Here is a 21,905-nt window from a genome sequence, read left to right as displayed (position 1 = left end):
CATATCAGAAGGATAAAATGTTTTAAAATAGGAAGCTTAAAAGTTGATTTTGCTTAGAATAGATAACTGTATTTTCATTTAGGGCGGCACAAGCAGTACTCAACAATAAATAATTTAAATAAACAGAAAAGTAGTCCTTTATGGGCTGCTTTTCGTTATAACGACTTGTGCTGCAGAGCACTAGGCTGTAAATAGTAGGACGCTTTTCAATATACCATCATTTATTATAAATTATTTGGGTTGAATTTAGTTAAAATTAGAATTATTTGGATGGTTTTGATTGTAATAAATAAATTATTATGATAGGATAAAAAATTGGAAAATATAAGTAGGGGGATATAAAATGAAGGTTGTATATAGTATGGATAAAAGTATTAGAGTAGAAATTGAGAAAGTAAGTGATAGGCCTTATTTTTCAATGCAATACTATGGTGATTATTGCATTGAAAAATATTTAGAGGAGGGTGCCAGTAAGATTGAAGATTTTTGCAACTTTGTTGATAAGAATCTAGTAAATAAAAAGATGAATCTTAATAATAAAGAGCAAGGATGTGCTGCATTTACTGCTAGAAACTTGGAAGGAAACATTCTTTTCGGTAGAAATATGGATTGCGAGTGTGCAATTCCAATGCGCATTCAAATAAATGATAATAATAACTATAAATCATTAGCTTTTTTAAATATGGCAGAATTGGACTGGGATGAAAACACTTATGATACCCTTGAAACAGATGTAAAATTAACTGTAGCATCCCCATACAGCCCGAAAGACGGAATTAATGAGCATGGATTAGCAGTTGCATGTCTTACTGATGCTAAAGCAAAATATCCTCAACACAATAAGGTCACATTATTTGATGAAACATTACCAAGGTTGATTTTAAACAAATCTAAAACAGTCGATGAAGCAATTCAACTTGTGGATAAATATAATTTGTTTTATATAATTGCTCCACTACATTTTCTAGTTGCGGATTCGAAAGGAGATTCCGCTGTAATTGAATTCGAAGATGGTAAGATGGCTATTACCAAGAAAAATAAGAATTATCAGGTGGTAACCAATTTTACATTATATAACAATCCAAATCATGAGGGCTTTGGAAAGGATAGATATGAAAACATTGAAAGTGAACTGGAAAAACGACAAGGAATTATTTCAGAAAATGACGCGTTGGAGTTACTTAAGAAAAATGTAATACCAGGTGATGAGCAGTGGTCAGTTGTTTATAATCTGACAAAGAGGAGTGTACTGATTACCTTTTCTGGTGAATATAACAATGTATATAGATATGAATTATAAGCTAATTCTATCTATTCTGGGAAGCTCCCTACGGAATGAAAACTCACAGTACTATCGTTCCCTGTAAAAGAATTGCTTTTTTCCGAGTATTCTTTATTATAGACTCTGCAACATGACTGATGAAAAAATTAGATGGTCTTCATAGTGGCTACTGATATTGGGGAGGTTTTTAAATATGAATAAAAAAATATTCATATTTCTGGTTATCTTATGCATTATAAGTGTTTTTGTAATAGGTTGCAATAATAAAAACAATGTTACTTCAACAAGGGAATATGGATTTCAACCACCTATTGATAAATTATATTGGGGAATGCCACTGGATAAAATTGAAAAGTTACTTAAAATTAAGAGTGGTGTTGATGGTGTTGTTTATAATTATGATAAGCCTGTTACAACTATAATATTAAAAGAAAAAATAGAAGTATTTGGTTATAATGCTACTGTTTCATTAAAAGTATATGATAAACCAAATGAAGAATGGTACCCTTATAAATCAAGTTATCTTGATTCCATAATACTTACCTATGAAGATATAGATGGTCAAAAGATAAAAGATAATATCATTGAAAAGTATAACAATACCGGAAACGACTGGGTTGATACTTTAAAAAATAAGTGTACTACTTGGTTAAGTGACGATAAAATAAAAGATATTAAGCCGAGTATAAAAGAAGAATTACAGAATTATTGGTCTATTATTGATGAACACGAGCATTCAAACACCAAGAATTATAATTCTTTACATTCTATAAAAAAAGATGAAGATGAAAGCATTAATAATATTGTTTTGGTATATTCTGATAAAGGTGCTGTAGTAACATTTAATGGCGACACTGCTTATCAAATTAATCAGATAATAACAAATAAGTAGAAATGTAAAGTTATAATTTTATCGAAATCATAGTTAATTTGATTTAAAGTCTATAGGTATTCTTCTTATACTAAATTAGAAAAGTATTCTTTATAATGAATTGAGTATGAGATAATGTAAGAGCTCCATATCAGCTATTGAGAAATAGTTGGTATGGAGCTTTAGTTATACTTGGGTATTGGAGAATAAAAAGGCTTTACGGATTCTTCTCCTTGATGACTATTAGTTCTTCAGGTCGGTTTCCCTTAATCTGTTGCCTGTAATTTGCTGGACTCACTCCCTTACGGCTATTGAATACTCGAACAAAGGTACTATAGGAGGAATAACCAACTTCGTATGCGATATCGGTAATGGACATTTTTGAAGAGGATAATAAACTGCAAGCATTTTGTATGCGCAAATCCGTGAGAAAAGTATGAAAGCTGATACCCAGACATTGTTTGAATATAGTACTGATGTAAGGCTCACTTAAATAAAAGAGGGTTGATAGACTCTTTAAGGTAATATTAGTATTCCAATTTTTATAAACATAATGGATAATGGACCAGGTGTTGTTTCCCATAGTAGTTTGAAGGCTTTCACTGGCTTTCGTAACAAGTGATCTTCTATACCTGTCAAATAATATAAAGAATTCAATTATTTTAGCCTTCAGCATAAAATTTTTCCATACTTTTGCTTCTTTATATTCTGCATTCATCTCACTTAAAAGGGTATAAAATTTCTCAGAGGTACTAGGATCAATATCATAAATTGTTCTGGCATTTAAATCAATATCAAATAGAAGATTGTTCATGATAAGTCCGTATTCATCCTGGTCAAATAAGGTTTTGGCTGACAGACACAGATTGTAAAGGAGAACTTTTGAACCCTCCTTTATATGCATTTCGTGAATCTGATACGGAAATATGACCGCAAAGGTACCGGGTTTCATCTCATATTCAATCCCGTTGATTTTTTCTATACCCTGCCCTTCAAAAACATAGTGGAGTTCTAAAAAACTATGTCCATGGGGAGATACATCATTTCTTATATTATGAATTGAAATATCAAAGAAAAAATTACTATCTTTTTCCGTGAGATATTGCGGGTGCATAGAATAACCTCTCTTTTCCTATAAGTTAATGAATAAATTATTAATCAGCTTTGGAAAGTTTATTTGTTATGTAAAAATCCTGGATTCTTTTCTCGTTAATTTTAGCATAAATGAATAATTAATTCTATCATAAGACTGCATGTAATTGTAACATAGTTAAAAAAATGAGAGATTTCATGTAAAAATTGCTATGATTTTTATTTTTTAAATGATTATAATTCAGTTAACAGGAAAAGAAAGGTAATGGAGTGCATGGAAGGTAAACTGTTTAATATTCAAAGATTTTCAATACATGACGGACCTGGCGTGAGAACGACAGTTTTCTTCAAGGGATGTAATCTGAAATGCAAGTGGTGCCATAATCCGGAATCAATTCATAAGGACAATCAGATTGAGTTTTATTCTGAAAAATGTATCGGATGCGGTGCTTGTTATCAGGTATGTCCACACGGGGTTCATTACCTTGATGAGAACAATATACATCAAATGGAGCGTAAGGAATGCACCGGCTGTTTTTTATGCGTCGATACCTGTTATGCAAATGCGTTGACGGGAGTAGGTTTAAATGTGGATGTCCCCTACCTGTTAAAATCTGTGTCGGAAGATAAATTATATTATAAAAATTCTTCCGGCGGAGTAACTTTTTCCGGAGGAGAGGCTATGCTGCAGATTGACTTTCTGGAAGAAATTCTACGAAGCTGTAAAGAGGAGGGCATTCATACAGCGGTTGATACGGCAGGCTGTGTGCCCTGGAGTTATTTTGAGAGGATTATACCGGTGACGGATTTGTTTTTGTATGATGTGAAAGCAGCAGATTCTAAAATACATAAACAACTAACGGGTGTAGAGAATCAGTTGATTCTTCATAATTTAAGAAGGCTTTCAGAGGCAGGAAAAGAGATAATTGTAAGAATTCCTTTTATACCGGGACAAAATGATGACCAGATTGAAAAAATAGGGGAAATATTACAACCTTTAAAGCTTGTTAAGGTGGAAGTAATGCCTTACCACAAGCTTGGCAACGGCAAATATGCTGCACTTGGCATGAAAAATGAATTATCCCAAATGGAAATACCGACAGACGAACAGGTGGATAAAGCAATTACAATTCTAAAGAATTTTGGATTAAATACATATAGAACATAAAAATCGTAGGGGGATCAATTATGCTAAACACGGACAAAGTTTTACTTTCACCATTATATGAGCAGAGAATCAAGAAACTTCACGAAGATAAGTTAGAGATTAACGAGGTTAAGATGAAAGAACTTGGGTCCCTCGATTTTGATGATTGGGGATTTGTACATTATCCAGATTTTAAGTTTGAGGCAAGACCCAATCATGAATCCGGAATTGTTTATGGACCCCTTGCAATCGGAGAGCACCTAAGAAGGTTTTTTAATGAAATTCCAAAGTATATCAATAAAAACAGTGCGTTGGCAGGTGCCTGGGTAGGACCCTTGAGCAATTATGTAAAGATTGAAATTGCTCCAGAAGACCAGCCGGTTGAACTAAGAGAAATATGGGATAAGTATGATACCAGACCGGGTTTTGGAGGAATGAACCACTGTGCGGGAGATATATCCATCGGTTTGCAACTTGGCTGGGGCGGATTGTTAAATAAAATAAGATATTATAAAAAAATAAATGCACCGGATAATACGGACTTTTATGACGGAGAAGAACAGGTAGTCTTAGGAATGCAGGAATGGATTTCGGCATTGGCTTTAGAGGCACGCACACTGGCTGATACTGAAGCAAATCTAAAAACCAGAGAGAACCTTTTGGATATGGCAAAGGTAAATGAATGGCTGGTTAATAATCCGCCCAGAACCTTAAGAGAGGCTTGCCAGTTTATAGCACATTTTCAAACACTGGACCGCACGTATTTTGTCGGAGGAGCTCTTGATCAGTTGGATGAGGCTTTAAGACCATTTTACGAAAAGGATATACAAGACGGCAGGCTAACCGATGAACAGGCGGTATGGTATATAGCAAGTTTATTCTTCAATGATACCCACTATTCCCAGATAGCAGGACTTACACCGGATGGAAGCAAAGATATGACAAGCCGGATGTCTTTTATCATTTTGGATGCCATGCATGCCTTACATATTCCAATCAATATTGCCCTGAGGGTGCATGATAAGGTAAATCCCGTCCTGTTAAAGCGTTCCCTGGAATACACCATGGAAGAAGGAACAGGAGTTGATTATTCCTGCAATGTGGGATGTGAAGAAGGATACGTAAAGAATGGTTTTCCGATGCAGCTCGCAAGAAAAAGAGCGAAAGTCGGATGTAACTGGACCTGCATTCCCGGAGAGGAATATCCGTTACAGGACGTTACAAGGTGTAATCTTGGATTTGCCCTGTATTATGCACTCCAGGATATCAGGGGAGGGAACCCTTCCTTAGAAGCTCTTTTTGAACGATTTTGTTTCCATACGAAAACAATCATAGACAGCATCAAGGCAGGATATGATAAGCATTACGAAGTAATGGGAAGAAATAAACCTGAACTGGTGTATAACCTTTTCATGCACGGTCCGATAGAACGGGGACTCAATTGTTCGGAAGGCGGAGTGGATATTTTAAACTTTAATATAGATGGAGTTGCCTTAGCTACTGTCTCCGATTCCTTTGCGGCAATTGAACAGCGTGTTGTCATGGAAAAACGGATTACCTGGGAGCAGTTATTTTTAACTCTGGATAATAATTATGAAGGGGCTGAAAATATCCGGCTAATGATGAAAAATATTAAACGCCTGGGATCACCGGACTCCTTAGCCAAGGCCTGGGCGGTAAAAATTAGGGATTACTTTGTTTGGTGCTGTAAAAATGAAGGAACACCAAAATACCATCTGCCGATTATTCCGGGTATGTTTTCACATGGTACGATTTTGGAATTGGGTTCCAAATTACCTGCAACACCCAACGGAAGAAGAAGCGGAGAGGCAATATCTCATTCCAATGAACCGGATCCGGGCTTTGCAGCAGGAATACATACCTTTTCCCCGACATTAAAAGCAAATGCCGTAGCATTGTTACAGCCAGGTTACGGAAACTCAGCCCCCCTTCATCTGGATATCGATTTAGACTTATTAAAGCACGAAGGTGGTGCAGATGCTCTTGCTGCTCTGATACATGCGCATAATCAAATGGGAGGTACTTTAATTAACTTAAATTGTCTGACCAAGGAGAAACTTCTAGAGGCCCATGAAAATCCACAGAAATATCCGGATCTGATTGTCCGGGTAACCGGGTATTCCGCATTTTTCGCATCCTTATCTAAGGAATACAGGCAACAGATAGTTGACAGGTTTTTATCCGCTGAAGCCAACAGCTAGGGCAGTAGCAAGAGCAGTAGCTAAAGCTACAGCGTTTGAAAAGTATTTGGGTTTACTAAAAAAAGAATGGAGGAGTTATTATGTTAAGAGTGGCTTTAATGAGTAAATGGCATGTTCATGCAGAGGGTTATGCTGAACTTTTAAGATCCTTTTCAGATGCCGAAATAACCTGTGTCTGGGATGAAGAACCGGAAAGAGGAAGAGAATGGGCAAAATCCTTAAATGTAGATTTTGAAGAGGATATGGATAAGATTCTTGCAAGAGAGGATGTAGATGGAATTCTGGTTTGCTCTCCTACAAGTATGCATGCTGAAATCATGAAGAAAGCTGCAAAGGCAGGAAAGCATATATTTACGGAAAAGGCCATGGCACTTACGAAAAAAGAATGTGAAGAAATCACTGCTGAAGTAAAGAAGGCCGGGGTTAAATTTGGAATCTCCCATCCGGCACGTACCACATCGTCCAATCTATATGTGAAAAGTGTAATAGACGCCGGATTAATCGGAAAAGTAACACTTTTAAGAATAAGAAACGGTCATGATGGGGCACTTAATAACTGGCTGCCGGAATACTGGTATGATGAGAGTAAAGCGGGCGGAGGAGCAATGATGGACCTTGGTTGTCACCCAATGTACCTTGCCAGCTGGATCTTAGGAAAACCGGTTAGAATATCCTCCATGTTTAGTTATGTTACGAACCGTACCGTTGAAGATAATTCTGTCTGCACCATAGAATTTGAAAATAATGCCGTAGCAATCGTTGAAACAAGTCTTGTCACCTACAAAACTCCTTCCATGGTTGAGGTATATGGAACGGAAGGAACCATAGTCATTTGCGATAATGATATAAGGATGACTTCTAAAAAGATGGATGAGGAATTTAAAGGCTGGGTAACACCGGCGAAACTTCCCGAAGCTCTGCCACATTCCTTAAGACAATGGGTGGATGGAGTTTTATATAATAAGCCAATCCTTTTTGACACGGAAGCCGGCACAAAACTGACAGAACTCTTAGAAGCCGCCTATATTGCACATAAGGAAAAGAGAGAGGTATCATTTAATTAAAAGATAGAAAAGGGTATAAAGTTTGAAGAAAATCGCTTTCAAACTTCTTATTAAGGCAGTTTGATGCAGACAGCAGACAGTAGACAGCAAACAGCTAACAGTCTGCAAACAGTCTGCGGCAAGCTTGTGATATGCAGGAGGAATAACAATGAGTAAAAAATTAAGGATAGGAATCATCGGAACTGGCGGAATTGCAAATGCCCATATGAAAGCTTATAAAAGCTTCGAGGATGTAGAAATCGTTGGCGGAGCAGATATCGTACCCGGTAAAGCAAAAGAATTCCTGGAAAAATGGAATTTACCTAATGCACAGGCTTTTAACAGTGCAGAGGAATTGATTAAAAATGTGGAAATGGACGGAGTAAGTGTATGTACCTATAATAAAACCCATGCGGAGTGTACCATTGCGGCACTTGAGGCAAGTATACATGTACTATGTGAAAAACCCATGTCTTTTACATTGCAGGAAGCTGTGGATATGGTAAAAGCTTCCCGTAAGGCGAATAAAATTCTGACCATAGGTTTCCAACCCCGTTATGATACCAGCCGCCGTAAAGTGGATGATATTATCCGTTCAGGAGCTCTTGGCAAGATTTACTTTATTCAAAGCGGCGGAGGAAGAAGAAGAGGAATACCGGAGGGTACTTTCGTAGACGGAGATAAAGCGGGCTTTGGCTGTTTAGGTGATATCGGCTGCTATTCCATCGATCAGTGTCTCCATGCGGTAAGTTATCCCAAACCACTGACCGTATCAGCCATGGCAACAGATTATTTCGGAAAAAATCCAAAGTATTTTTCAGGTGCGGACACCTTCAATGTAGATGATTTTTCAGTAGCTTTTGTTCGTATGGAGAACGATATGACTTTTCTTTTCAAACAATCCTGGGCTATGCATGCAGATACATTGGGTGATACCATGTGGCTTGGAACCGAAGGCGGAATAAAAATCAAAAATGAGTTTGATTATTTCAATAAGCCGTCCCGTACGATGTATTTTACAGATGTTAACGGTCAGAATATTGACAGCTATGTACTGCCTTCCTTACCTTTTAATGCTTATGAATCCCCAAAGGAAGTAGACATATTTGAAGCAAAAGTACGTGATTTCTGCGATGCAATTATAGAAGGACGTCCGGCCCCTATTCCGGGTGAAGAAATCATCTACAACCAGGCAATTTGCGATGGTATTTACCGTTCCAGTAAATTACATAGAGAAGTTGAAATAATTATACCTAATTTAGATTAATTATTGAAATGTTTTACTTCTTTATTCGTTCTGTAAACGAAAAGGGTAAGAACTAAGTTTTTCGTGAGATAGACTCTTATATTGACTGAATAAGTTCATATGAGAGTCTAATTTTATATCCTTAAATTTTTATAGAACCCTTGATTACTGGTGGTACCAGTGGAACTGGACGGGCACTTGCAGGATTTTTTAGCATCAGGGAAACCAAGTTCATATCACAGGAAGATGGTAATCACTTAGACCATACTCTAAGTGATTACTATTTTCTGGGGCTATTATATTTTATTCATGGGTGGTATTGTTCATCTGTTTATTCTCCATCATATATTTTAGCGGATCGTACCCAGCCTGAGGATTAGCGATATAAGAATCATAAAAACCGATTTTTAAATCAACAATGGTTAGATTCTTTTTCAGATCTTCTATCTGTCTGAGAATGGCCTTACGGTGGTTAGCCATGATCTGTCTTCGTGCTGTGGCGGTTCCTTCGCCCTGCATGCATAAATCGATATATTGCTTGATTTCCTTGACTTGCATTCCGGTATTTTTAAGGCAGCAAATCAGTTTTACCAAATCAAGGTCTCCGTCACTAAACTGCCGGTTCCCGGTGCTGTTTCGGGTAACAAAGGGAAGAAGTCCTTCTTTATCATAAAAGCGAATTGTATAAACAGAAATATCACAGATTTTTGCAATTTCATTAATGGTATACATAATCAAAATCTCCTTTAAAAATATTTAAATATTTAAAATGTGCTTGACTTCGATAGAACTCGAACCATTAGTATTAGTGTATAGCATAAGACAAGAACTTTCAAGATTTTAATCTCTTCAGAGAGGTGTAGATTTAAAGGAAGGAGATGAACTTTACATTTTAAGAGATGTATATGGTTCACTGATTCGGTGTATCGATGACATATATGTTCGGAACGCTGAAGGAACACTATCTAATAAATCATGATTTTTAGAAGACAATAAAATAAAGGAGTGTTTATAATGGCAGAAAATAGGAAGAGTAATTGGACATCAGCAGATATCCCCTCACAAAAAGGTCGCTCGGTTGTTATTACAGGAACCGGTGGAATCGGCTACGAAACAGCATTGGCGTTGACTGGGTCGGGAGCAGAAGTTATTATGGCAGGCCGAAATAGAGATAAGGGTGACGAAGCCATAAAAAAAATTAAGCAATTGGTTCCAGACGGAAATATACGATTTGAGATACTCGACCTTGCTGATCTTGTATCGATAGAAACATTTGGCGAAAGATTAAGGGTACAACGCACAAGTCTGGATATATTAATCAATAATGCGGCAGTAATGAATCCACCTCAGCGTAAGATTACAAAAGATGGATTCGAGCTTCAAATGGGTACAAATTATCTTGGACATTTTGCATTAACGGCACAGTTGCTCCCACTTTTAAAGAAAGGAATTAAGCCTCGAGTGGTCACCTTGAGTAGTATAGCTCATCTTCAGGGAGCTATAAACTTCGATGATTTACAATCAGAAAACAACTATAAACCAATGGTAAGTTATTCCCAGTCAAAGCTTGCATGTTTAATGTTTGCATTTGAACTACAACGGCGTAGTGATGTATACAGCTGGGGGATAAGCAGCATGGGAGCACATCCGGGGATATCAAGAACAGAATTGATTCCGAATGGAGCCGGAAAAAATAGTCTAGCTACAATAGTCAGGCGTTTATTGCCGATACTCTTTCAGCCTGCATCTCATGGAGCATGGCCATCACTTTATGCGGCAACTGCGATAGAAGCAAAAGGAGGTTCATATTACGGGCCTTCCAGAATGAAAGAGATGAGAGGGTATCCAACAGTAGCTAAAGTTGCATCTCAGGCAAAGGATGTTGAAGCAGCTTCAAAACTTTGGGAGGTATCTGAGAATCTTACAAACGTAAAGTTTGGGTAACACGTACCATAAATATAAAATTTAACAGCGGCAAATACAAAAAAATTCTGGAAAGAACTTATTGATCTATTGATCGCTTTCTATATTCGTGTGTTATAATTGGATAAGTTAGTATATAATCAATTATCTAAATGCTAGAGGAGTTTATGAGTGATAATATTCAACAATTACAAGAAGAATTGGCAGAACTATAGTTGTACAAGGTATAAAGGAAATCACAGTTGGTGAAGAACATTTTAGATATGGTTCACCCTATCATATGGTAGCATCAATGGATTTACCAATCATTGCAGAAGTTCTTGAAGAATCTACATTAAAACCAAACTTATCTATTAAAATTGAATTTTCGCATAGTAGTATTTTGGAGCTTTTAAGTGGTGATGAACTTATGATGAATGTAAAAAAGTCGAAATTCTGATCCGAAAGCAATAGCTCAAATGGCTGCTACGGTGGGAATCAAAATTGCTTTACCTACAGAATCAAAATAATAATTGCATTTGTTCAAACAAGACGATGGATCGATGTTCAAGAGACCATTATTGACTGAAAAAGTTGATGTAATGGTCTCTTTTTGTGGCCTTTGTATATGATTTTGAGTAAGCTATATTAATTCTGATGAGGATATGCATAAGCGTACATTTTTAGTCCAAACCTAGTATTGTTTCTGCTTTGTTCAGTTTTGTCAATTCTACACTTGTCCTCCATAAATCTTTTCTGTTTTCTTTATTATAGGATAGCTCCGAAGATCTAATTTCCTTTGTACCGTCAAAATATTTACCTGTAGTTTCATTTAGTTCAGGATTTAAAAGCAATGATGCCAATGCTTTACCTGATGTTTTGGCAGTGGTTGCATTTTTATGAAACAATGTTAGTACAGGAAGGATATGTTTGAGCATAAGTTTCATTAATGGCGGAAAGGTACGGGAAAATCCTGTTCCAGGCATCTGTCCCGGATTAAAAGCATTTACTGTTATGTTTTTATTCGTTTCTTTCGTTATTCTTTCAGCAAGCTCATAAGTGCAATATATATTACATAATTTTGAAGTAGAATATCGACGTTGACCGACCGTAATCATACTTTCATTTTGACTCATTTCCTTAGGATAGGCAAGCAATCTGGCACTCTCATATACTGGTGGAGCGACGATTGTCTTTTGTTCGGGGTCATGAGTTCCACTGCTGACAAAGATAATTCGGCTGGAATTAATCATTTTTTCGAGCAGCATATTGACTAATAAAAAGTGTCCAAGATGATTAATTCCAAAAGTGCTTTCAAATCCATCTTTAGTGTAATATGTTTTATCAACCATAATTAATCCTGCGTTGCACACCAAACCATATAGTGGGGGATAGTTAGAATTTGAATACTGGCTGACAAAATTTCTAACCGATTCTAAGGAAGCAAGGTCAAGTTCCATAGTAAATATGTTGTTATTACTTGTTTCTTTTATGAGTGAATCTACTGCTGCCTTTGCTTTCATTGCATTACGGCAAGCCAGTATCACATAATTATTTTTATTGTCTTTTGCAACATTCTTAGCACATTCATAACCTAATCCTGAGTTTCCACCTGTAATAATAATTGTTTTTTTACTTGAATTTATTTCTGTTGTCATAATTACACTCCTTATTAAATGATTTGATTATATCTAACATTGACAGTGTCAACTTAAATGAATTGTAATCCATTACATTGACAGTGTCAATATAATACTGTAGAATTAATTATTGATATACCAGGAAAGAGGTTAATATGAAAAACAGCAATGACACAAAACAGAGGCTGATAGATGTTACAAGAAAAATGATAGATGCCAATGGTGTTGATTCGGTTAGTATGCGTGATCTTGGAAAAGAAATGAATTTATCTAGAGGTGCAGTTTATGTATATTTTAAAAATAAAGAAGAATTACTTGCAGCTATAGTCACAGAGAATTTTGAAATGTTAAACAGTCGTATTTACAAATTAAGTAGTGAAATAGACGAACCCAGAAAACTTGTTTATGAAATATTATTTACTTTTTATAGTTTTGGTATAAAAAATCAAGAGCATTATAAATTGATGTTCCTCAAACAATGGGACAAAGAGCAATATGGTAACCTGCATATTGCAGCTACTGAGGTATTTGGGGTTTTCTACAAATGTTTTGAAAAATCCCATGAACAAAAATATACAGGCAATAAATCACCGATACAATTAACAGCAATGGTATCTGCATTCATAATAGGACTTGTTGAACTTAATTCTACTGGGCATATAGAGCCTGAAAAAGGATTTGATGATCCAACTGCTTTGATTAATTCCTTTGTAGATTTGATTTTTGAGAAAAATTGAACGGTCTGGATATTACGATTACCAAGGATGTAATACACTCAGAGAACGTTAAGCTTGGTGTAAATTAATACTTTGGATAATATGCCACAGTGGTAAACTACTGATAATATTTTAATCAACAATAATAAAAGTTCTAAATGGTTTGTATTGGGAGGAACATTTTTATTCATAAAAATGTTTGCGGTTGATGCCAAAACATTAGAAGGTTATTATATAACAGAGTTGTTTTCACATATAGCTATAATATTAAAGGAACAGCTCTAAGCCCTGAATTACTTTTGGAAGTAAGAAATGTTAAACATCAATAAAAGGAGGAGTAAAATATGAAACCGTTCATAAAATTACAGAGTGTGGTTTTAGACTGCAGGCAACCGGCAGAGCTTGCAAAATTTTATATGGCTCTACTAGATGGAGAGATTGTTTATGAAATAGATAATTTTGTGTCTATTTCTATTCCAGGTGTGGCAATCAGTATTTCTTGCCAATTTGATGAAGATTATATCCCGCCTGTATGGCCGGATTCAAGAAAAGAACAAATGAAAATGGTACATCTGGATTTTACAGTCAAAGATATGGATAGTGCCGTGCAATTTGCCTTATCATTAGGAGCGAAGAAACCGCTTATTCAATACTGGCAGCCTGACTGGGGTCCTCAGTGGATTACTCTTCTTGACCCAGCAGGACATCCGTTTTGTTTATGCTCCCATGAATGAATCATAGATTACATAAAATAAATAATGATTAAGTGTTATACTAATCAAAAATTGATTCTGTACAGTATAAGTAAAGGATAAACAAAGGACCCCGTATCACCTATTGAAAAATAGTTGTTATGGGGTTTTTTAGATTTATCACTGGCTTACAAAAATTGTTTGCGTTGGAACCTTTTGTGTTTTACAATATTTTTATCAATACAGCTTAAAGCATTCAAAAATTCTGTGGTGGGGGATGTATATGAAAGATGAGGAGTACTATTTTAAGATAGGTGAAATGGCTGAAATATTTGATATAAGTGTTAAAACATTACGACTATATGATAAAATGAAACTGTACCAGCCGGAATATACAGATAATGCAACAGGATATAGATATTATGCCACTAAACAAGTGAATAAGCTTAATACAATATTAAGTTTAAAAAGTGTTGGTTTTAGCTTAAAAGAAATAGCAGATATGTTAAATAGACAAATTGATGCAACTGAATTATCTAGGATTTTACAGCTTAAAAAAGCAGAAACACAAAAGAAAGTGGACACTTTACTATATAATATCGAGGCTTTAGAAGGTATGATTCAAGTATCGGAACAGGAAAAGGAATACAAAGACAGACTTACCGACAAAGAAAAAGCAAGCGTAATGTCAAAAATAGCTTGTTTGGAAAATATAAAATTTGAAAATTTCATAACACAAATATTTTGGTTATAGAACTATTGACTCTACCCCAGGGACATAGTCTATCTTTATAAATAAAGGAGGTATGTCTATGGAGAGATTAATAAAGCCAAGAAAACTACAAAAGGGTGATACGGTAGCGACAATATCGATTTCCGGGGGAAGAGCCGGAGATGTGGATATGCTGGAAAGATATGAGATCGGAAAAACAAGATTGAAGGAGATATTTGAACTCAATGTAGTTGAAACACCGAATGCAATGAAAGGGAGCGACTTTCTATATAAGAACCCTAAAGCACGCGTTGATGATTTAATGTGGGCCTTATGCAATACGAAAGTAAAAGGGATAATTACTAACATGGGAGGCGATGATAGTTATCGGCTTCTCCCGTACATAAACTATGAAATTATTAGAAATAATCCTAAGGTTATGATGGGCTTTTCTGACATATCAACATTACATAATGTTTTTACATACGCAGGTGTCTCATCCTTCTATGGACCCAGTCTATTAACCCCAATAGCGCAACCGGGTAAGCTGGATGAATATACAAAACACTGGATGGATAGGGTTTTATTTTCAAGTAATGTAATCGGCGAAGCAGAGCCATGTAAAGCTTGGACATGTATTAACTGGGGAAATAATAAGGAGCAAGTTCATTGGACGAATAATACTGGTTATAAAGTTATTAACGGCAAAGGAAAGGTTCAAGGACGATTACTCGGAGGATGCTGCGGACCCCTGCAGCAAATTATGGGAACGAGTATATTCCCATCAGTTGAGCAATGGAAAGACAGTATAATTTTTATGGAAATCGGAATACCGTACAGTGACGAGATTTCAGGTTTGCATCAAGTGAGAGCATTTGCAGCTACAGGTATGTTTAGGCAAGCGAAAGGATTAATTTGTACAAATTTACGGAATGAAGAAGAAGCTCAATTATTAAAAGTGATATGTGAAGAAGAGGGATTAATAGATTTTCCGATTCTTGCGAATGTGGATTTTGGTCATAGAACACCTATGATGGTGATTCCTATTGGAACGCTTGCTGAATTAGATTGTGATAACGCAAGATTTACTATACTGGAATCTGCAGTAATAGATTAACATACCAGAGAAAAGCAGTCCTTTGGGGCTGCTTTTCGTTATATGGCCTGTGAAAGCGAGAGCCTATAAAGTTGCTCTTGCTTACTCCCTCCCAGTTGAATAGAAACAACTCTATACACAAAACGAATAAATTATGCATATTGGTAAAAATGGTAAAAATAGTGCTTACTGAAGTAAATATATTACATTTAAGTTCCAGAAAGATAATTATATAATGGTACCAGAGAGAGGGAAATGCATGAAAAAAATTAAATATATACCAACTTTTTTGGTGATTGTGCTCATAGTGCTGTTGGTGGCAGCATGTGATAAGAATGCCGACGTTAAATCCAACGAAGCAAAGAGGATTTACGGCAGTTGGGCTTATTCACATGATAAAGAGAAGGCTATCGCAGTATTTCATAAAGATGGTACCGCACAGTACGAAGGAAAGGATTATTCCTTCGAATGTGACAGTCAATTTATTGATTTAAAGGATAAAGACGGTAATACAATAAAGCTTCGCTATTTAATGAATGACGAGGGGATGTACTTATATAGCAATAATACATATAGCTTTACTGGTAAGGGGGAACCTCAAGGGCTGGTAGGCGAATGGGCTTGCGCAGAAAAAAACTGGTCTTACTCTTTTACAGAGGCAGGAACATTCTTGGAGGATGGTTTTTTTTCCGGCAATTATACGGTTGATGATAAGAATTCGACCTTTAAGCTTGTTTACAAGGATCAATTTGAAGATACAGTGTGCTATTATCACTTAGCTGATAGTAACCTGCAGATAGAATATCCGTGGCCTATGGTTAAAACAAGCAGTAAATAAAAAAGATGGAAATGTGATTTGGACTTCATATCACATTAACATAAATAAAATTATTATTTTATAGGAGGAGTATAATGAAAAAAGTCATTGCGTTACTTATGACTATGATGTTGCTTGTATCTCTCGCAGCATGCGGAAAAAAAGATTCCAGCACATCTACTAACAATGCTACACCTACAGCAACCGAAGCTGCAGCAACAGATACACCTGCAGCAACAGACACACCGGCTGTAACCAAGAGTGAACCTACCAATCTTACTATGTGGTGTATAGCAGTAGAGAGCGATTCAAATCGTCATGCTTATGAAACTGCCATCGCTGATTTCCAGAAAGCACATCCGGAAATCAACCTCAAATGGGAAGCTACCCAAAACCAGGATTACAAGACAAAGATTAAAGCTGCCGCTGCAGCAAATGAACTGCCGGATATCTTCTTCACATGGGGAGGCGGTTTCCTTAGAGAATTTGTTGATGCTGGTCGTGTTTATAGCTTAGATGAAGCTTATGCTAAGTATGCATCTGAATTACCTGATAAAGTGTTAGTAAACCACAAATATGACGGCAAGCTCTATGCTGCACCAACAAATTACAATGTTGTTGCTATGTTTGCTAATAAGGAACTTCTCAAACAAGCAGGTTTCGATACAGTTCCCAGTACATATGAAGAATTGTTGAAGTGCTGTGACGCTCTTGTTGCAAAGGGAATTATTCCTTTTGGCTGTTCAGGGAAAGAGACCTGGTGTGTTACCGAGTATCTTGAGTCCATTATCGAGAAGAGTGTTGGTGCTTCCGCACTTACCGATATGTACCTTGGCAAAACACCATGGAATAATGATGGAGTTATTAGCGCAGTTAATAATTTCCAGGAAATGATTAAAAAGAATTATTTTGATCCGGAAGGAATTGCACTTAGTAATGACGAAGTAAAAGCAAACTTCATAGCAGGAAAGTACGCTTTCTATATTAATGGTACATGGAACTGTGCAAGTTTTGTTGATATAGCTGATAAGATTCAGGTAGCTGAGTTCCCGGTTATTGATTCTACCAAGTCTCAGTTGGGCGAGCTCATTGGAGGACCTAGTGATTCACTTGCTGTTTCAGCTAGTTCTAAGAATCCTGAGGTTGCTGCAGAGGCTGCATTGGAACTTGCTAAGGGTGTTTGCCACTATGGTTACCTTGATGGAAATGGTCTTCCGGCATGGAAACCCGATTATGATACAAGTAAACTCAACCCTCTGACACTGGCAGTTGCTGACATTATGAATAATTCAAAGCAAAGTGTTCTGTTTGGAGATGGTATTCAGTCTGCTGATAATGCAAATATTTATCTTGACTATGTTAATCAGATTTATGCTTCTGCTATTGATGGCAAGGCATTTGCTGAAGGTCTTGATAAAGACCTTAAAAAATAATTCTGGGAAGTATTTATTAATATAAGAAACATGAATGAGAGCCGTTAAGCCATTAGGTTCTGATTTGATAAAGAAAGAAGCGGTTTCCCAACGATTGTCTGGATCAAAATCATCAGGGAGCCGCTTCTTATCTATTAGGGAAGGAATCAAGATGAAAAAACTATACAGTAATAAACTAACAATTATTCTTTTTATACTCCCTGCGCTGATTCTTTTTCTTTTTATTCTTGTTGCACCGATATTTATATCGGGTTATTACAGCTTATTTGATTGGAACGGCTTTGGAAAAAAGACTTTCATTGGATTAGAAAATTATAGTGAACTGTTTACCAGTAATTCTATAGGCTTTGTGAAGGCTCTGGGTAATGCGTTGCTTTTAGCACTGCTTTCAGTAGTAATTCAATTACCTCTTGCGTTGGGGCTTGCACTTCTTCTCGGCAAGGGAAGAAAGGGGGAACGAGGTTTCCTCTCAATTTATTTTATGCCCGTTCTTATATCGACTGTGGTTATCGGTCAGCTCTGGCTAAAGATTTACAATCCATCCTACGGTCTGCTTAATGTAACGCTAAGAGCTCTCGGTCTGGATAGTTTGGCAAAGATTTGGCTTGGTAATAGATCTACCGCACTTGGTGCAACTTTCGTACCTGTTTTATGGCAGTATGTCGGTTATCATATGCTGCTAATGTTTGCGGGTGTAAAGAGTGTTCCCACCGAGTACCGTGAGGCAGCAATGATTGATGGAGCAAGAGAAGGACAGATAAACCGTTATATTATTTTGCCATACATAAAGCCAATACTAAAGATAAGCACTATTTTCGCTGTTACTGGCTCCCTTAAGTCTTTTGACTTAATATATGTTTTAACAAATGGCGGACCGTTACACTCAACGGAGGTGCCTAGTACGCTGATGATAAGTATGTTATTCCTGCGTAATAGATATGGCATGGGCAGTACGATTGCTTTCCTTCTCATTGTGTTATGCTTCGCATTTGCTTTGATTATTGGCCGCATATTTAAGGATAAGGAGGATTAACAACATGAAATTCGGTGATAATTTTCTGGATCAAAATAAAAAATCCAGACCTCAGAGTGAATCCTTCCAGAAGAATGGAATTAAGGGAAAAGAGATTTGGGTATATATAGTATTTGGCATCTGGGCACTTATTAACTTGTTCCCCGTCTATTGGATGTTTACCTTCTCCCTCAAGAGTAATGAAGAAATATTTGGTAAAAACGTTGCCGGTCTTCCGAAAGAGTGGCTGTGGTCTAATTATGAAAAAGCAATGAGCGTTGGACACATTGGTAAATATTTTCTAAATAGTACTATTATTGCTGTTGTGACCATTGCAATCGTTATGCTGTTTTCACTTATGGCGACTTTTGCCCTGACAAGATTTATTTGGAAGGGAAGGAAGCAAATGAACGCATTTTTTATGCTTGGCTTAACGATTCCTATTCATGCGGCAATCGTACCTATCTATGTCACTCTTTCAAAGCTGCATTTGCTCAATACTTACTTAGCGCTTATTATTCCCTACGCTGCCTTTTCATTAGCGATGGGAATCCTTATTTGCACAGGCTTCATGCAAGAATTACCGATAGATCTCGATGAGGCAGCTTGTATCGATGGCTGCAATACCTGGGGTATTTTCTTTCGAATCATAGTACCGTTAATGAAGCCGGCAGTAGCGACGGTATCAATTTACACTTTCCTGCAGTGCTGGAACGAGCTGATGTTTGCAAATATTTTTATTAGTGATTCTGTGCACAAAACACTGCCTGTGGGTGTGCAGGCTCTTTCCGGACAGTATACAACAGATTGGGGACCTATTGGTGCAGCGTTGGTTTTAGCAACCTTCCCAACACTCATATTCTACATATTCTTTAGCAAGAAGATACAGGATAGCTTCATTGCAGGAGCAATCAAGGGCTAATGCGGCGGGCTGAATTTCATTCTGCGTAATTAGTGCAGGTATCAAGCAGATTGTATATAAGTGATAAGTTAATATTTTTTCAGATGGGTTTCGGACTATGCTTAAGTAGCTTATACATAACAGAGTCGGAGACCCGTTGTAATGTAAGAGTTATGGATAACATTGGATGTGCCGTGTTGAAAATAAGGGACAGGTGTGATACGATAACAGATGGAAAGTATGGTTATAATTAACTTTTACATAAATATATGTGATTGAGGTGTAAAAATGAGGCATGGAGGCAATGGATTTAAACGTGATTTTAGAATGTCGTTGCAGCAAAAAGCCCTGTTAATGCTTATTATTCTGTTGCTTTTTTTCAGTGTGATGTTTATGATAACAACCTCTATCATAATTAAGAAAACGGAAGATGATTTTAAAGCAAGAACATCGGAAACGGCAGTTAACAATGTGGTATCCACCATCAGAGCAAGCTTGGTGAATTACAATTATCTGACACGTCTGATTATGCTCAATGACAGAGTCGTGAGCTATTTAAAAGCGGAAGAAACAGATAAAGAAAAGATATATGATGTACGAGAGGGTATAAATGAAATACAAAGTTTATACAGCTATATTGATTCGGTATATATCTTCCGCAACGATGGTGAGCATGTAAGTACAGGAATAGGCCAATATTCCATCAATATAAACGACGTAGAGCGTTCTAATATTTTGGGTGCACGTGGTGCTATAGTAATTTCTATTAATGGCAATGGTACGATTAGTAAAAAAGGAAGTAAACCGTTACTTACCATGTCACGTGCAATCTATGATATTAATTCACAAAAGCTTTTGGGGATACTAATGATGAACATATCAGGCGATGTGTTTAATGATGCGCTTGCATTACAGAATCCCAGCGGTATGTGTATACTTGATCGCAATGGTACACTTCTCTGTGGGAACCAAGAAATCGGTTTATTGTATGACAGTGACTATAATAGTAACAGTATCGTTTATAAGAGTATACGCTTAGGAGGTGAGAGGAAGACTCTGACCGGTAAACTGGCGGTAAAGCCGCTGGTAGTTTTGTGTGCCAGCGGTAAGGGGGCAGAGCCGCTGCCGCGGGATACTTTACATGCGTTGATGATTACTCTGATAGCATTTATCCTGTCTGCGTTTGTTTGTGCCTGGTTTATTACAATTAATATTGCACGACCTATTAAAAATCTAAGTGAAGCAATGGAACGCACAAGATCCTCCGGGTGGCTTAAGAAGATTGATACCCATATGCCAAATAATGAAATTGGCCGGTTGGCTGAAAGCTATAATAGCATGATAGAGTATCTTAACGAGCTGTTCAATCGCCTGCTTGAGAATCAAAAGAATGTGCAGAAGGCAGAGATACGTGTGCTCCAAGAACAGATAAAACCGCATTTCCTTTATAATACCTTAGAAACTATCAGCTATATGGCCGTGCAGGAGAATGCAAGCAAAGCCCATGATGCACTGGAAACACTGGGCAGCTTTTACCGCAATTTTCTTAGCAAAGGTGATCGCGATATACCGCTAAAGCGTGAGTTGCGTATTACACAGGATTACCTCGCACTGCAGAAACTTCGTTATGGGGATGTATTTGAGGATGAATATATTCTTGACGAGAGTACACTCGATTACATGATTCCTAAGCTGATTCTTCAACCTCTTGTGGAAAACTGTATTTACCACGGAGTTCGCCTTAAGGGAGAAAAGTGCGTTATTCGTATCACTACCTCCATGGAAGAAGGAGGTTTACATATAATTGTTTACGACTCAGGCGTTGGCATGAGTGCTGAGCAGATAAAGAGCGTGCTGGAAGCAAACGAGAAGGATGATAACAAGGAACTCTCAGGCTTCGGCCTGCGCGGCACCATCAATCGAATAAGTTATTACTATGACAGCGATAATGTAGTACAGATATCCAGTGAACCTGGAGAGTATACTCAAATTGATATATACATTCCCAAGATGAGGAAAACAAAAGTAGAGGGGGATGCTTGAAAGTTCCTTTCAAACTACTTATTAAAGCAGTAACGCAG

At 36.9% G+C, this 21,905-nt stretch carries 20 protein-coding genes; 17 read left to right on the top strand and 3 right to left on the bottom strand.

Features of this window, described 5'->3' with window-relative positions; all coding sequences use genetic code 11:
• The first annotated feature begins 343 nt into the window (after window positions 1–343).
• Window positions 344–1,300 (top strand): linear amide C-N hydrolase, encoded by a 957-nt coding sequence (locus bsdcttw_RS20690; RefSeq protein WP_185256690.1) that lies wholly within the window; start codon window positions 344–346, stop codon window positions 1,298–1,300.
• A 175-nt stretch (window positions 1,301–1,475) separates the two neighbouring features.
• On the top strand, window positions 1,476–2,174 hold the full coding sequence (locus bsdcttw_RS20685) for a hypothetical protein (RefSeq protein ID WP_185256689.1): 699 nt from the start codon (window positions 1,476–1,478) through the stop codon (window positions 2,172–2,174).
• A gap of 196 nt (window positions 2,175–2,370) precedes the next feature.
• On the opposite strand, the gene bsdcttw_RS20680 is transcribed toward bsdcttw_RS20685, so the two are convergent.
• Window positions 2,371–3,267, bottom strand: coding sequence for an AraC family transcriptional regulator (locus bsdcttw_RS20680; RefSeq protein WP_185256688.1), 897 nt, complete (start codon window positions 3,265–3,267; stop codon window positions 2,371–2,373).
• A gap of 243 nt (window positions 3,268–3,510) precedes the next feature.
• Here bsdcttw_RS20680 and bsdcttw_RS20675 point away from each other — a divergent pair, with 243 nt between their 5' ends.
• The 4 genes from bsdcttw_RS20675 (at window position 3,511) to bsdcttw_RS20660 (ending at window position 8,924) form a co-directional block, all read left to right on the top strand.
• Window positions 3,511–4,413, top strand: coding sequence for a glycyl-radical enzyme activating protein (locus bsdcttw_RS20675; RefSeq protein WP_225903722.1), 903 nt, complete (start codon window positions 3,511–3,513; stop codon window positions 4,411–4,413).
• Between the two features lie 20 nt (window positions 4,414–4,433).
• Window positions 4,434–6,614, top strand: coding sequence for a pyruvate formate lyase family protein (locus bsdcttw_RS20670; protein ID WP_185256687.1), 2,181 nt, complete (start codon window positions 4,434–4,436; stop codon window positions 6,612–6,614).
• Between the two features lie 80 nt (window positions 6,615–6,694).
• Window positions 6,695–7,678, top strand: coding sequence for a Gfo/Idh/MocA family protein (locus bsdcttw_RS20665; protein ID WP_185256686.1), 984 nt, complete (start codon window positions 6,695–6,697; stop codon window positions 7,676–7,678).
• 148 nt (window positions 7,679–7,826) lie between these two features.
• Complete coding sequence (locus bsdcttw_RS20660) at window positions 7,827–8,924, top strand: Gfo/Idh/MocA family protein (RefSeq protein WP_185256685.1); 1,098 nt, start codon at window positions 7,827–7,829, stop codon at window positions 8,922–8,924.
• A 282-nt stretch (window positions 8,925–9,206) separates the two neighbouring features.
• Here bsdcttw_RS20660 and bsdcttw_RS20655 read toward each other — a convergent pair whose 3' ends face one another.
• Window positions 9,207–9,635, bottom strand: a complete 429-nt coding sequence (locus bsdcttw_RS20655) for a MerR family transcriptional regulator (RefSeq protein WP_185256684.1) — start codon at window positions 9,633–9,635, stop codon at window positions 9,207–9,209.
• A 282-nt stretch (window positions 9,636–9,917) separates the two neighbouring features.
• On the opposite strand from bsdcttw_RS20655, the gene bsdcttw_RS20650 reads away from it, so the two are divergent.
• Window positions 9,918–10,847 (top strand): oxidoreductase, encoded by a 930-nt coding sequence (locus bsdcttw_RS20650; RefSeq protein ID WP_185256683.1) that lies wholly within the window; start codon window positions 9,918–9,920, stop codon window positions 10,845–10,847.
• Window positions 10,848–11,013: 166 nt separating this feature from the next.
• Complete coding sequence (locus tag bsdcttw_RS25565; RefSeq protein ID WP_185259902.1) at window positions 11,014–11,265, top strand: AraC family transcriptional regulator N-terminal domain-containing protein; 252 nt, start codon at window positions 11,014–11,016, stop codon at window positions 11,263–11,265.
• Window positions 11,266–11,488: 223 nt separating this feature from the next.
• Here bsdcttw_RS25565 and bsdcttw_RS20640 read toward each other — a convergent pair whose 3' ends face one another.
• Window positions 11,489–12,463 carry an SDR family NAD(P)-dependent oxidoreductase gene (locus tag bsdcttw_RS20640; RefSeq protein WP_185256682.1) on the bottom strand — a complete coding sequence of 325 codons (975 nt, stop codon included), beginning with the start codon at window positions 12,461–12,463 and terminating at the stop codon, window positions 11,489–11,491.
• 137 nt (window positions 12,464–12,600) lie between these two features.
• Here bsdcttw_RS20640 and bsdcttw_RS20635 point away from each other — a divergent pair, with 137 nt between their 5' ends.
• The 9 genes from bsdcttw_RS20635 to bsdcttw_RS20595 all read left to right on the top strand — a co-directional run bounded on the left by bsdcttw_RS20635 (window position 12,601) and on the right by bsdcttw_RS20595 (window position 21,867).
• Window positions 12,601–13,182, top strand: a complete 582-nt coding sequence (locus tag bsdcttw_RS20635) for a TetR/AcrR family transcriptional regulator (protein ID WP_185256681.1) — start codon at window positions 12,601–12,603, stop codon at window positions 13,180–13,182.
• A 323-nt stretch (window positions 13,183–13,505) separates the two neighbouring features.
• Window positions 13,506–13,895: a VOC family protein gene (locus bsdcttw_RS20630; protein WP_185256680.1), complete on the top strand. Its 390-nt coding sequence runs from the start codon at window positions 13,506–13,508 to the stop codon at window positions 13,893–13,895.
• A 241-nt stretch (window positions 13,896–14,136) separates the two neighbouring features.
• Window positions 14,137–14,607, top strand: a complete 471-nt coding sequence (locus tag bsdcttw_RS20625) for a MerR family transcriptional regulator (RefSeq protein WP_185256679.1) — start codon at window positions 14,137–14,139, stop codon at window positions 14,605–14,607.
• Between the two features lie 58 nt (window positions 14,608–14,665).
• Entirely contained in the window at window positions 14,666–15,682 is a 1,017-nt protein-coding gene (locus bsdcttw_RS20620; RefSeq protein ID WP_185256678.1) for a S66 family peptidase, read from the top strand.
• Window positions 15,683–15,920: 238 nt separating this feature from the next.
• Entirely contained in the window at window positions 15,921–16,499 is a 579-nt protein-coding gene (locus bsdcttw_RS20615) for a hypothetical protein (protein ID WP_185256677.1), read from the top strand.
• Window positions 16,500–16,573: 74 nt separating this feature from the next.
• Window positions 16,574–17,911, top strand: a complete 1,338-nt coding sequence (locus bsdcttw_RS20610) for an ABC transporter substrate-binding protein (RefSeq protein ID WP_185256676.1) — start codon at window positions 16,574–16,576, stop codon at window positions 17,909–17,911.
• A gap of 151 nt (window positions 17,912–18,062) precedes the next feature.
• Window positions 18,063–18,944 carry a carbohydrate ABC transporter permease gene (locus tag bsdcttw_RS20605; RefSeq protein ID WP_185256675.1) on the top strand — a complete coding sequence of 294 codons (882 nt, stop codon included), beginning with the start codon at window positions 18,063–18,065 and terminating at the stop codon, window positions 18,942–18,944.
• A 4-nt stretch (window positions 18,945–18,948) separates the two neighbouring features.
• On the top strand, window positions 18,949–19,845 hold the full coding sequence (locus bsdcttw_RS20600) for a carbohydrate ABC transporter permease (protein WP_185256674.1): 897 nt from the start codon (window positions 18,949–18,951) through the stop codon (window positions 19,843–19,845).
• A gap of 267 nt (window positions 19,846–20,112) precedes the next feature.
• On the top strand, window positions 20,113–21,867 hold the full coding sequence (locus tag bsdcttw_RS20595; protein ID WP_207726444.1) for a sensor histidine kinase: 1,755 nt from the start codon (window positions 20,113–20,115) through the stop codon (window positions 21,865–21,867).
• Window positions 21,868–21,905: the final 38 nt, after the last annotated feature.

Source organism: Anaerocolumna chitinilytica (assembly GCF_014218355.1).
In the GTDB taxonomy this organism is placed as follows: domain Bacteria; phylum Bacillota; class Clostridia; order Lachnospirales; family Lachnospiraceae; genus Anaerocolumna; species Anaerocolumna chitinilytica.
Note: the sequence above shows the minus strand (reverse complement) of the source record. Positions and strands in the feature narration are given on the sequence as shown.

Bases quoted from the DNA above. Each gene is read 5' to 3' on its own strand.
- bsdcttw_RS20635 (WP_185256681.1), top strand. From the start codon at position 12,601: ATGAAAAACAGCAATGACACAAAACAGAGGCTGATAGATGTTACAAGA.
- bsdcttw_RS20610 (WP_185256676.1), top strand. From the start codon at position 16,574: ATGAAAAAAGTCATTGCGTTACTTATGACTATGATGTTGCTTGTATCT.
- bsdcttw_RS20690 (WP_185256690.1), top strand. From the start codon at position 344: ATGAAGGTTGTATATAGTATGGATAAAAGTATTAGAGTAGAAATTGAG.
- bsdcttw_RS20600 (WP_185256674.1), top strand. From the start codon at position 18,949: ATGAAATTCGGTGATAATTTTCTGGATCAAAATAAAAAATCCAGACCT.
- bsdcttw_RS20595 (WP_207726444.1), top strand. From the start codon at position 20,113: ATGAGGCATGGAGGCAATGGATTTAAACGTGATTTTAGAATGTCGTTG.
- bsdcttw_RS20670 (WP_185256687.1), top strand. From the start codon at position 4,434: ATGCTAAACACGGACAAAGTTTTACTTTCACCATTATATGAGCAGAGA.
- bsdcttw_RS20615 (WP_185256677.1), top strand. From the start codon at position 15,921: ATGAAAAAAATTAAATATATACCAACTTTTTTGGTGATTGTGCTCATA.
- bsdcttw_RS20650 (WP_185256683.1), top strand. From the start codon at position 9,918: ATGGCAGAAAATAGGAAGAGTAATTGGACATCAGCAGATATCCCCTCA.
- bsdcttw_RS20655 (WP_185256684.1), bottom strand. From the start codon at position 9,635: ATGTATACCATTAATGAAATTGCAAAAATCTGTGATATTTCTGTTTAT.
- bsdcttw_RS20680 (WP_185256688.1), bottom strand. From the start codon at position 3,267: ATGCACCCGCAATATCTCACGGAAAAAGATAGTAATTTTTTCTTTGAT.
- bsdcttw_RS20685 (WP_185256689.1), top strand. From the start codon at position 1,476: ATGAATAAAAAAATATTCATATTTCTGGTTATCTTATGCATTATAAGT.
- bsdcttw_RS20605 (WP_185256675.1), top strand. From the start codon at position 18,063: ATGAAAAAACTATACAGTAATAAACTAACAATTATTCTTTTTATACTC.
- bsdcttw_RS20675 (WP_225903722.1), top strand. From the start codon at position 3,511: ATGGAGTGCATGGAAGGTAAACTGTTTAATATTCAAAGATTTTCAATA.
- bsdcttw_RS20620 (WP_185256678.1), top strand. From the start codon at position 14,666: ATGGAGAGATTAATAAAGCCAAGAAAACTACAAAAGGGTGATACGGTA.
- bsdcttw_RS20660 (WP_185256685.1), top strand. From the start codon at position 7,827: ATGAGTAAAAAATTAAGGATAGGAATCATCGGAACTGGCGGAATTGCA.
- bsdcttw_RS20630 (WP_185256680.1), top strand. From the start codon at position 13,506: ATGAAACCGTTCATAAAATTACAGAGTGTGGTTTTAGACTGCAGGCAA.
- bsdcttw_RS20665 (WP_185256686.1), top strand. From the start codon at position 6,695: ATGTTAAGAGTGGCTTTAATGAGTAAATGGCATGTTCATGCAGAGGGT.
- bsdcttw_RS20625 (WP_185256679.1), top strand. From the start codon at position 14,137: ATGAAAGATGAGGAGTACTATTTTAAGATAGGTGAAATGGCTGAAATA.
- bsdcttw_RS20640 (WP_185256682.1), bottom strand. From the start codon at position 12,463: ATGACAACAGAAATAAATTCAAGTAAAAAAACAATTATTATTACAGGT.